Source organism: Azospirillum formosense, assembly GCF_013340925.1.
Lineage (GTDB): Bacteria > Pseudomonadota > Alphaproteobacteria > Azospirillales > Azospirillaceae > Azospirillum > Azospirillum formosense.
The window spans coordinates 1-9,513 of the sequence record NZ_WHOR01000230.1 but is presented as its reverse complement, the minus strand read 5'-3'; the positions used below and the strand labels follow the sequence as shown (position 1 = coordinate 9,513).

General features: G+C 67.2%; 8 protein-coding genes and 1 pseudogene. 6 read left to right on the top strand and 3 right to left on the bottom strand.

The window, feature by feature from the left end; all coding sequences use genetic code 11:
* From GBZ26_RS22780 to GBZ26_RS22770, 3 genes and pseudogenes are all read right to left on the bottom strand, one after another.
* Positions 1-343: pseudogene (locus GBZ26_RS22780) on the bottom strand (sensor histidine kinase); the annotation flags it as partial.
* 147 nt (positions 344-490) lie between these two features.
* Entirely contained in the window at positions 491-1,678 is a 1,188-nt protein-coding gene (locus GBZ26_RS22775; protein ID WP_174440810.1) for an aminotransferase, read from the bottom strand.
* A 507-nt stretch (positions 1,679-2,185) separates the two neighbouring features.
* Positions 2,186-2,662, bottom strand: coding sequence for a helix-turn-helix domain-containing protein (locus tag GBZ26_RS22770; protein WP_343207241.1), 477 nt, complete (start codon positions 2,660-2,662; stop codon positions 2,186-2,188).
* Between the two features lie 587 nt (positions 2,663-3,249).
* Between GBZ26_RS22770 and fliF the strand changes: the two genes are divergently transcribed.
* The 6 genes from fliF to GBZ26_RS22740 all read left to right on the top strand — a co-directional run.
* Positions 3,250-4,914, top strand: coding sequence for a flagellar basal-body MS-ring/collar protein FliF (gene fliF, locus GBZ26_RS22765; RefSeq protein WP_145672682.1), 1,665 nt, complete (start codon positions 3,250-3,252; stop codon positions 4,912-4,914).
* A 4-nt stretch (positions 4,915-4,918) separates the two neighbouring features.
* A complete protein-coding gene (locus tag GBZ26_RS22760; RefSeq protein ID WP_174440808.1) occupies positions 4,919-5,689 on the top strand; it encodes a FliH/SctL family protein in 771 nt (256 codons plus the stop codon).
* 67 nt (positions 5,690-5,756) lie between these two features.
* Entirely contained in the window at positions 5,757-6,086 is a 330-nt protein-coding gene (gene fliN, locus GBZ26_RS22755) for a flagellar motor switch protein FliN (RefSeq protein ID WP_014198330.1), read from the top strand.
* Positions 6,083-6,949 carry a motility protein A gene (locus GBZ26_RS22750; RefSeq protein WP_174440807.1) on the top strand — a complete coding sequence of 289 codons (867 nt, stop codon included), beginning with the start codon at positions 6,083-6,085 and terminating at the stop codon, positions 6,947-6,949. The genes fliN and GBZ26_RS22750 overlap by 4 nt, the downstream gene beginning before the upstream one ends.
* 1 nt (position 6,950) lies before the next feature.
* Complete coding sequence (locus GBZ26_RS22745; RefSeq protein ID WP_174440806.1) at positions 6,951-8,465, top strand: sigma-54-dependent transcriptional regulator; 1,515 nt, start codon at positions 6,951-6,953, stop codon at positions 8,463-8,465.
* A 35-nt stretch (positions 8,466-8,500) separates the two neighbouring features.
* Positions 8,501-9,513 (top strand): FHIPEP family type III secretion protein (locus GBZ26_RS22740; protein ID WP_247884875.1); only part of this gene is annotated, 1,013 nt, incomplete at its 3' end.

Below are 9,513 nucleotides of genomic sequence, written 5' to 3'. Positions count from 1 at the left end.
GCCCTTCGCTGCGCAACAGCACGGTTCCATCGGCGTCGAGCACGGTGAAGTGATGGATCAGCGTCGGATCGTAGAGCGTCTGGTCGAGGAAATTGCGGATGCCGGGCAGGCCGTTCTCCCCGAACTCCAGAGCCAGGGAACGCAGCGTGATGTCCACCTCGTGCACCGCACGGTGGGTGCTCTTGGCGAAGGCCCGGACCATGACCTCGGCCTTTGCCACCGCTTCCCGCGTCTGGCCGTCCAGGAGTTCGCGCGCCACCTGCGCGTAGGCCCCCCAGACCACCGTGATCGCGACGGCGGCGGCGGCGAACACGCACCAGCGGAACGAGATCGGCAGACGCATCCCGGTCTTTCCACAGGCGGTCCACCGGGGCGGGTCCGGACGATGATCCGTTCCGGCCCGGTATCGACCCTAGAGGACAAGGGGTATCACGCCACCGAAGTCTCCGGCAAGCCTCTCCATCCAGCGTTGACGGCGGAGCTCCTCACGTCATTTCCGCGAGAAATACGCCATCAGCCGCTCAACCGCGCCGTCGAGGATTTCATCCCTCTTCGAGAAGCAGAAGCGGATGAAGCTCCGCGGCGCGTCCTGGACGAAGAAGGCCCCGACGGGGATGGCCGTCACCCCGGCCTCGGCGGTCAGACGGCGGCAGAAATCCTCGTCGTTCCCGTCGAAGCCGAAGGGCGACACGTCGGCGACCACGAAATAGGTGCCGGCGGACGGCAGCACCTCGAACCCCACGGCGCGCAGCCCGTCGGCCAGCCGGTCGCGCTTTGCCTGGAGCCCGGTGGCCAGCCCGGCGAAATAGGCGTCGTCCTTGCCCAGCCCATAGGCGACCGCCGTCTGAAGGTTCGGCGGCGTGGTGAAGGTGATGTACTGGTGAGCCTTGACGACGGGCTGGAGCAGGTGCGGCGCGCCGGTGACGTAGCCGACCTTCCATCCGGTCAGCGAGAAGGTCTTGCCCGCGGAACCGATCTTCAGGCAGCGGTCGCGCATGCCCGGCAGGGTCATCAGCGGGATGTGCGCAAGCCCGTCGAAGACGATGTGCTCGTACACCTCGTCGCACACGGCGAAGGCGTCGAAGCGCTGGACGAATTCCGCCAGAAGCTCCAGTTCCGCGCGGGTGAAGACCTTGGCGGCGGGATTCAGCGGGTCGTTGATGAGAACCAGTTTGGTCTTCGGCGAGAAGGCCGCCTCCAGGTCCGCCCGCGTAAAGCTCCAGTCCGGGGCCTTCAGGCTGACGAAGCGCGGCACGCCGCCGGCCAGACGGACGATCGGCAGGTAGCTGTCGTACATGGGTTGGAAAAGCACGACCTCGTCGCCCGGCTCGATAAGGCCGAGCAGGCTGGCGGTGAGCGCCTCCGTGGCGCCGGAGGTCACCAGCACCTCGGTCTTCCAATCGATGTCCAGCCCGTAGAACCGCTTGCCGTGGGCGGCCAGCGCCTGCCGCAGGTCCGGGGTGCCCACCATCGGCGGGTACTGGTTCCACCCTTCGAGTATGGCCTTGGCCGCCACCTCCAGCACGTCGGCAGGGCCGCGCTCGTCGGGAAAGCCCTGGCCGAGATTGATCGCCTTGTGCTCGTCCGACAGGCGGGACATCACCTCGAAAATGGTTACCGGGAGGTCGAGTTCCCGCCGACCAAGGAAGCCTGTCTTCGGTTCTCCGGAATTTTGCATCGAACACCATCGGTGTGGTTGGGTGAGTTCCGTGATGGCTGATCGGCGACCGGCCAGATCGAGAAGGCGCCACCCGTCTCGGATCGCGGATGGAGCGGGCGGATTCGAGCGCCCGCCGCAACAGCCATGTTCCGGCCTGCCTTATCGACGGATTGCAGCCGTTCGTCCAGCGCCTCGGCGGACGTGTCCCGGCCGAGGCGCTTGCGCGGCTTCGTGCTGCCGACGAACGCGACGGCCGCCGGGGACGTGGCGGGGGCGGCCGGACATCACGGGCTTCGACAAAATTCCTGCCCGCCCGCATCGAGTTCCGTCATCGACAATCGATGCGACAATCGATGCAAACCCAATCGAATCAAAGGCGCACACCCGACCGCCTCACGGGGGGCCGAGGCGGCAAGGCGGCGCGAACCGACGCGGCCCAACGGCGACGCCGGGGCCAATCCTACCAACGAAACCGGGCGGATGCACCGCGGGGGACCGGGCTCCCACGGCGACGCCGCCCACTCCTCACGCCTGCCCGGCGCTGTGGCCGGCGCTGCGCCCGTGACGCCCGCGTGCAACGGTCGGTTCGACCACCCCGGCATTCTCGTCCAGGGTCGGGCCACCGGCACCATCGGTCTGGTCGGCGCAGCGTTCGGCCAGTTCCCGGATCGCTCCGCGGATCTGCGGGTCGCGGATGCTCTGGAAGTAGCGGGCGAGCATCAGCGCCTCGCGGGACCGCAGAGTGCCCTCCGATTCCTCCGCCTGCGGGCTGGCGATCCCCGCCTCCTGCGCGGCGTGGCGCTCCTCCAGCCCCTCGAAGAAGACGGAAACCGGCACCCGGAAGAACTGGGCAAGCTTGAACAGCCGGCTGGCCGAGACCCGGTTGAAGCCGCGCTCGTACTTCTGAAGCTGCTGGAACGTCAGCCCCAAAGCCGATGCGACATCGCTCTGGCTCAAGCCGGCGAGCATGCGCAGTTCGCGCAGGCGCTGCCCAACAAACACATCGACCTCATTGAGGCCTTCCTTCTTCTCACGTCCACGTTTTTTCACAACATTCCCCCATCAGGAAAAGTGGCAAAGCCCCATGTCGCGCGAAGCAACATTCGGTTCTGCGTTGGAAAGATTCCGACGCGGTTGTGCCACGATCTTTTTGGTATCGGACAAGCGACCATTGCAACTCAGCTATGACGTCGGCGGTGTAAAGTCAACCACCGTCGCGGCATTTACTACCTACGTCCCAACAAACCACAGAAAGGGAATGGTTACTCACACACGCATTATTCCTTCTTTCGGAGTAATTTAAAATTGCTTAGAACCGAAACAATCTGACAGATGCACTTCTTCGGAGAATCGACGCTCCATTCCTCGTTCACAGGTGGGCAGAAGAGCGTTGCAGGCGCGCATCGATAGGCACTTTTTGCCGGGCACTGGGCAATTCCTGCCCATGAATTAACCCTCTCTTCATCAAGACAGCCCAGCATGCGCGCTCAAGACAAGAGCCGGCGCGGTTCTTGCAAATTTCTTTTTTGCGTCTGCGAAATCAAGAAACTCCCGGACACCCACCGGGGCATCCGATCGGGGACTAGCGCGTGAACAACCTTCTGCAGACCTTGCGCAATCTTGGTCCCGCGCGCCTGGCCGCCATCGGCGGCGTCGGCCTGCTCCTGATCGGATTCTTCGTCTATCTGATGACGCGCCTCTCCACCCCGGAGATGGAGCTTCTCTACGCCGAACTCCAGCCCACCGAGGCCGCCGCCATCGCCAAGAAGCTGGAGGAGGCGAAGGTCCCCTTCACGGTCGACAAGACCGGCACGAAGATCATGGTCGCCGCCGAGCAGGTGGGGCCGACCCGCATGCGGATGGCCGCCGCCGGCCTGCCCTCGGGCGGCTCGATCGGCTACGAGCTGTTCGACAAGGGCGAAGGCTTCGGCGCCACCAGCTTCATGCAGAACATCAACCACCTGCGCGCCCTGGAAGGCGAGATGGCGCGCACGGTGCAGACGCTGAACGGGGTGCAGAGCGCCCGCGTCCATCTGGTGCTGCCCAAGCGCGAGCTGTTCGCCCGCCAGCAGAACCCGGCGACGGCCAGCATCTTCATAAAGCTGCGCCCCGGCGCCCAGTTGTCGCGCGAGAACATCCAGGCGATCCAGCACCTGATCGCCGCCTCTGTGCCGAACCTCGACCCCAGCCGCATCTCCATCGTCGACGACAAGGGCACCCTGCTCGCCCGCGGCACCGGCAACGACAGCGCGGACGCCATGCTGGCCTCGGCGGAGGAGAAGAAGGTCGCCTACGAGAGCCGCGTCGCCCGCATCATCGAGGACCTGCTGGGCCGCACCGTCGGCTACGGCAAGGTGCGGGCGGAGGTGTCGGCCGACCTCGACTTCGACCGAATCACCACGCAATCCGAAATCTTCGATCCGGAAAGCCAGGTCGTCCGCTCCACCCAGACGGTGACGGAGGCGAACGAGAGCCACGACCGCGATCCGCTGTCGCCGGTCACCGTGGACCAGAATCTGCCGACTGCGCAGTCGGGAAACAACGCCGGGCCGATCTCGCAGAACAAGCAGAACCGCAGCGAAGAGACGATCAACTACGAGATCAGCCGGACCACCAAGAACCATGTCCGCGAATCCGGGCAGGTGCGCCGCCTGTCGGTCGCGGTGCTGGTCGACGGCACCTACAGCCTGCCCAAGGACGGCAACCCGGCGGCCTACCAGCCGCGGCCGGAGCAGGAGCTGGAAAGCATCAAGGCGCTCGTCCGCTCCGCCGTCGGCCTCGACGCCGTGCGCGGCGACACGCTGGAAGTCATCAACATGCGCTTCTGGTCGCCGGAAGACGACATCCAGAAGCCCGAGGAGCTGTTTCTCGGCATGACCAAGGACGACCTGTTCCGCATCGCGGAGATGGTCGTGCTGGGCATCGTCGCCGTGCTGATCATCCTGCTGGTCATCCGCCCGCTGATCACCCGCGCCTTCGAGAAGGCCGACCAGCAGGAGGAGGACGACATGGACCGCCTGCTGGCCGACCAGAGCGGCATGCCCGCCGCGCTGGCCGCGCCGACCGGCGCGCTGGCCCAGGATCTCGCCCTGGAAGCCGCCCAGGCCGACGAGGAACTGGAGCAGATGATCGACATCAACCGCGTCGAAGGCCGCGTCCGCGCCTCCTCGCTGCGCAAGGTCGGCGAGATCGTGGAGAAGCACCCGGAGGAAGCGGTGTCGATCCTGCGCAACTGGCTGTACCAGGAGAGCTGACGCGATGAGTTCGGTCCGCAAATTCCTGTTCGACGAGTCCTTCGACGTGGATGCGCCGCCGCGCCGGCAACTCCAGGCCGACGACGACTATTTCGACAACATCCCCCTGCCGGAGCCGGACCCCGAACCGGAACCGGAGTTGCCACCCGAGCCGCCGCCGCCGGTGTTCGGCGAGGCCGATCTGGCCGCCGCCCGCGCCGCCGGCTTCGCGGAGGGCGAGACCGCCGGCAAGTCCACGGGCTATGGCAAAGGCTTCCTGGACGGCAACAACGCCGGCCGCAAGGACGGTTACGAGAAGGCCCGCGCCGAGATCGAGGCGACGGTGCAGGCTCGGACCGCCAACGCGCTGGAGACCATCGGCAACGGCGTGCAGCATCTGCTGAACGAGCATTACGCCACCAGCGCCCAGCGGGCCGACCAGCCCGTTCACATCGCCCTGGCCATCGTCCGCAAGCTGATGCCGGAGCTGGCGCGGCGCGGCGGGCTGATGGAGGTGGAGGGGCTGGTGCGCGCCTGCCTGACCGACCTGATCGACGAGCCGCGTCTGGTGGTGCGCGTCGCCGACGACACGGTGGACGCGGTGCGCGAGCATCTGGATCAGGTGATCGCCGCCCGCGGCTTCGGCGCGAAGCTGATGGTGGTAGGCGATCCCGGGCTGGCGCCGGGAAGCTGCCGGATCGAATGGGCCGAAGGCGGGGTGGAGCGGGACACCGCCGGCCTGCTTGCCCAGATCGAACGGCGGATGGCCGGCCTGCTGGAGGCGCCGCCGGGCTGACGCCGCGGCGGACCGATTGCAGCGAACAGGATTTTTTTTGAGGTTCTAAGGGCTTCTGGAGACTTTGATGGCCAAGGACAGCTTCTCCCTCGACGAGTTGGACGGCGGCGGCCGCAGTGACATTGCGGAGTATGAGACCGGCCTGGGTCCGGCCAAGGACCTGGAAGCGGTCTACGACATTCCCGTCCAGATCTCCGCCGTGCTCGGCAAATCGACCATGCAGGTCAGCCAGCTGCTAAAGCTCGGGCGCGGCGCGGTGGTGGAGCTGGACCGCAAGGTCGGCGAGGCCATCGACATCTACGTGAACAACCGTCTGGTCGCCCGCGGCGAAGTCGTGGTCGTGGAGGACCGGCTGGGCATCACCATGACCGAAATCATCAAGTCGGACCGCGGATGAGCCTCACACGAGACAGCGCTGAATCGTCCCGCCGGGGTGGGCGTTCCGCCCGCCCGCGCGGCGGGGTGGACGTGGCGACGCTGGTCGGTCTGGCCGCCGCCGCGGTGGTCATCTTCGTCGCCATGGCGTCGGGCGGCAGTTTGCGCGCCTTCGTCGATCCGCCGTCGCTCATCATCGTGCTGGGCGGCACGCTGGCGGTCACCACCGCCTCCTTCTCGCTGTCCGACGTGGCCATCGCGTGGCGCGACGCCGGGGCGGTGCTGATCCACCGGACCAGCGACCCGCGCGGCGTGGCCCGGCAGGTGCTGCTGCTGGCCGAGGCGGCGCGCCGCGCGCCGGAGACGCTGCGCAACGTCCTGCCGGAGTTGAAGCACGAGTCGTTCCTGCACCGCTCGGTCACGCTGGTGGCCGAGGGGCTGCCGCCCGACGACATCGAGCGGATGCTGATCGGCGAGGTCGAGGCGTCGGGCGCCGGCAAGGTCAAGAGCGCCGGCGTGCTGCGCCGCGCGTCGGAGGTGGCGCCGGCCATGGGGCTGATCGGCACGCTGGTCGGCCTCGTCCAGATGTTGGGCAGCTTGAACGACCCGTCGAGCATCGGTCCGGCGATGGCGCTGGCCCTGCTGACCACCTTCTACGGCGCGGTGCTCGGCAACGTCGCTCTGGCCCCATTGGCCGCCAAGGTCGAGCGGACGGCGGAAGAGGACGCGCTCGTCAAGACTCTCTACACCATCGGCGCGGTATCCATCGCGCGACAGGAAAATCCGCGGCGTCTGGAGATGCTCCTGAACGCCGTTCTTCCGCCTGGAAAGCGGATTCAGTACTTCGATCGGGACTCCGACCGGGGTTCTCCGAGGGGAGCGTAAGATGCGTCTGCTGATCGTTGGAACGTTGGAAGGGTACATCACCGCCGCTGGCAAGATCGCCATGCAGCGCGGGGCGAAGGTGTCCCACACCGACAGCATCGAGGGCGCCCTGAACGCCCTGCGCGCGGCGGCGGGGGCCGACCTCGTGATGATCGACGTCAAACTCGACATCGCGACCTTCATCGAAAGCCTGAAGGCGGAACGGATCACCATTCCCGTGGTGGCCTGCGGCATCGGCACCGACGCGGCGGCGGCGGTCAAGGCGATCCGCGCCGGCGCCAAGGAATACATCCCCCTGCCCCCCGACGCGGAGCTGATCGCCGCCGTGCTGGAAGCGGTGGCGGAGGAAAGCCACGCCATCGTCTGCCAGGACCCGGCCATGCTGGCGACCCTGCGGCTGGCGGACCAGGTGGCGCCCAGCGACGCCTCCGTCCTCATCACCGGCGAGAGCGGCACCGGCAAGGAGCTGATGGCCCGCTACATCCACCGCAAGAGCCGGCGCTCCGACGCGCCCTTCGTCGCGGTGAACTGCGCGGCCATCCCGGAGAACCTGCTGGAATCGGAGCTGTTCGGCCATGAGAAGGGCGCCTTCACCGGCGCCGTCGCCCGCCGGCTCGGCCGTTTCGAGGAGGCCAACGGCGGCACCCTGCTGCTCGACGAGCTGTCGGAGATGCACCCGCGGCTCCAGGCCAAGCTGCTGCGCGCCATCCAGGAGAAGGAGATCGACCGCATCGGCTCGTCCCAGCCGGTGAAGGTCAATGTCCGTCTGGTCGCCACCTCCAACCGCAACCTGGAGAACGAAGTCCGCGCCGGCAACTTCCGCGAGGATCTCTATTTCCGGCTGAACGTCTTCAGCGTCGCCATTCCGTCTCTGCGCGAACGGCCGGCCGACATCCCGATGATCGCCGACCATTTCCTGAAGAAATACGCGCAGGCCAATGGTCTGGGCGAGAAGCGGCTGTCGGACGACGCGCTGCTGATGCTGCGCGCCCACCACTGGCGCGGCAACGTGCGCGAGCTGGAAAACACCATGCACCGCGCCGTCCTGCTCTCCAAGTCGGAGACGGTGGGGCCGGACGCGATCATGCTGACCAGCCAGCTGCTCGCCCCGGAAGGCTCGGCGCAAGCGTCGATCCCGACCGGTTCGCCGGTCGCCAACCCCTTCGCCGGGCCGGGCGGCACGGTGCCGCAGGCGCCGCGCGGCTATGGGCAGCCGGCTCCCGGCTACCCGACCTCCTACGCACCGCCGCAGGGCCATGCGGCGGGCGCGGCGGCCTACGGCAACGCCGGAGCGGCGTCCGGCGCCCCCGCCGTCCAGGGCCTCGTCGGGCGCACGGTGGCGGAGGTCGAGCGCGACCTGATCATCGGCACTCTGTCGCACTGCCTGGGCAACCGCACCCACGCGGCGAACATCCTGGGCATCTCGATCCGCACGCTGCGCAACAAGCTGAAGCAGTACAGCGAGGAGGGCGTGCCGGTGCCGCCGCCGGGCAGCGAGGAACGGGCGGCCTATTGATCCGCTGATCGGGGGAAAGGCGGAGGAGCGGCGGCATGGCACTGACCGAACACAATCCGGGGACGCGGGCGGGCGGCGGCAACATGACCGCGCTGACCGACATGGTGGCCGTCGCCAAGGGAGCGCTGAAGCGCGGCGACATCGTGATGGCGGCCGGCATCATGCTGATCGTCGTCGGGCTGATCCTGCCGCTGCCCCCGATGCTGCTCGACATGATGCTCGGGCTGAACGTCACCATCTCGATCCTGATCCTGATGGTGGTGCTGTTCATCGAAAAGCCGCTGGAGCTGTCCTCCTACCCGACCATCCTGCTGATCACGACGCTGCTGCGCCTGTCGCTGAACATGGCGTCGACCCGCCTGATCCTGACGCAGGGGCATGAGGGGACATCCGCGGCAGGCCATGTCATCGAGGCCTTCGCCGGCTTCGTCATGGGCGGCGACTTCATCATCGGCGTGATCGTCTACGCGATCCTGACGATCGTGAACTTCAAGGTCATCACCGCCGGTTCGGGCCGCATCGCCGAAGTGGCGGCGCGCTTCACCCTGGACGCCATGCCCGGCAAGCAGATGGCCATCGACGCCGACCTGTCCGCCGGCATGATCGACGAGACCACCGCCCGCGCCAAGCGCAAGGAGCTGGAGGACGAAAGCGCCTTCTTCGGCTCCATGGACGGTGCGTCGAAGTTCGTGAAGGGCGACGCCGTCGCCGGCCTGATGATCATGTTCATCAACATCATCGGCGGCGTGTCGCTGGCGGTCCTGCGCTACGACATGCCGATCCTGCAGGCGCTGGACACCTTCACCAAGCTGACCATCGGCGACGGCCTCGTCTCGCAGATTCCGGCGCTGGTCATCTCCATCTCCGCCGGCTTCCTGGTGTCGAAGGCCGGCACCGGCGGCTCCACCGACAAGGCGGTGGTCGGGCAGCTCACCAACCACATCAGCGCGCTGGGCCTGTCGGCGGGGGCCCGTAACCCGCCGGCCCCGGTGCTTTCTCCTTTTAAACTCCGACGCCGCCCGCGGCCCACTCCGTGGAGGATGCTGTG

Excerpts from the sequence above, each read along its gene's own strand:
- GBZ26_RS22775 (WP_174440810.1), bottom strand. The coding sequence starts at position 1,678 with ATGCAAAATTCCGGAGAACCGAAGACAGGCTTCCTTGGTCGGCGGGAA.
- GBZ26_RS22760 (WP_174440808.1), top strand. The coding sequence starts at position 4,919 with ATGAGTTCGGTCCGCAAATTCCTGTTCGACGAGTCCTTCGACGTGGAT.
- fliN (WP_014198330.1), top strand. The coding sequence starts at position 5,757 with ATGGCCAAGGACAGCTTCTCCCTCGACGAGTTGGACGGCGGCGGCCGC.
- GBZ26_RS22750 (WP_174440807.1), top strand. The coding sequence starts at position 6,083 with ATGAGCCTCACACGAGACAGCGCTGAATCGTCCCGCCGGGGTGGGCGT.
- GBZ26_RS22745 (WP_174440806.1), top strand. The coding sequence starts at position 6,951 with ATGCGTCTGCTGATCGTTGGAACGTTGGAAGGGTACATCACCGCCGCT.